Origin of the sequence: Stenotrophomonas sp. YIM B06876 (genome assembly GCF_030711595.1) — a bacterium.
Lineage (GTDB): Bacteria > Pseudomonadota > Gammaproteobacteria > Xanthomonadales > Xanthomonadaceae > Stenotrophomonas.
Genome location: NZ_JAUJUJ010000267.1, coordinates 1 through 1,136 on the forward strand (window position 1 = coordinate 1; position 1,136 = coordinate 1,136).

Genomic DNA, 1,136 nt, shown 5'->3' on the forward strand with positions numbered 1-1,136 from the left:
TCGGTGCCAAACGCCGCCTGTGCCGTCAGCAGCACGAGCATGAGCACAAAGAAATGGCTCTCGCGCGAACTCCACAAGGGCGCATTGACCATGCTGTCGATAAAAAACACCACCGCGAAGCTCAGCATCAGCCGGCGCTGGCCGGGACTCGCGTGGCGCGCGCTCCACACCGGCGAGAACACCAGCACGGCGCACAGCAGCAAGCCCAGCAGGCCATTCTCCACCCAGAAAAACAGGAACTGGTTGTGCGGGTGCCAGCGCCCAAAAGCGCACCACTCCTGGGTTCGCACGGCCTCGCACCATTGCGTGTGGTAGCTGCCCGNTCCACCCAGAAAAACAGGAACTGGTTGTGCGGGTGCCAGCGCCCAAAAGCGCACCACTCCTGGGTTCGCACGGCCTCGCACCATTGCGTGTGGTAGCTGCCCGTGCCCCATCCTAGCCAGGGTTTTTCCTCCACCAGCTCCCAGGTGTTCTTCCAGAAGTTGATGCGCCCGCCAATGCTGGTGATTTCCATGCGATCGCTGTTTTTCGCCTCGGCGACCGCCTGCTCCACCCGTTGCTGGATGGCGGAAGAGGTCAGCCCCACGACCGCAATGCCCAGCGCCAGGCCCGCAATCGCCAGCCAGCGCCGCCAACCCTGTGTGGCGAGCACAAAAAAAGCCAGCAACGCTGCCGCCAGCAACACATACCCGGTGCGGCCGTTCGACAGGTGCGTCACGCTGAGCCCCGCCAGCCCTGCCACCAGCCACCAGGCGCCGCGCTGCCAAAGTGCCTGCGCACGCAGGCCGCGCTCCAGCGCCACGATGACAAAAAAGCTCATCATCACGTTCTGCGTGATGTAGTCGCCAATCACCGTGTGGTCCACGCCCCAACCCTGGTTGTGCATCTTGGACCAGGGCAGATCCCACCAGATGCTGGCGTAGACGGACGCCAGAATGAACAGCATCGCCACGACAAAGGCATGCATGCAGCGCTGGCGCCACTGCGCCTGGGTCAGCAGCGACAGGAACACGGGAATCACCAGCAGCTTGGCGTATTTCGCCAGGTGCAGTTCGATATCGGCAGAGGGTGCCGTGGTGAACCCCACGCCCAGCAACAAAAGCGCATACAAAGCCAGCGCCGCCCAGACCACGGGC

Annotated in this window: 1 protein-coding gene; it reads right to left on the reverse strand. The window is 63.4% G+C overall.

Annotated features, from left to right (window positions below; translation table 11 throughout):
* Nucleotides 1-127: 127 nt before the first annotated feature.
* Nucleotides 128-1,012 carry an O-antigen ligase family protein gene (locus QZH66_RS16630; RefSeq protein ID WP_305806973.1) on the reverse strand — a complete coding sequence of 295 codons (885 nt, stop codon included), beginning with the start codon at nt 1,010-1,012 and terminating at the stop codon, nt 128-130.
* Nucleotides 1,013-1,136: the final 124 nt, after the last annotated feature.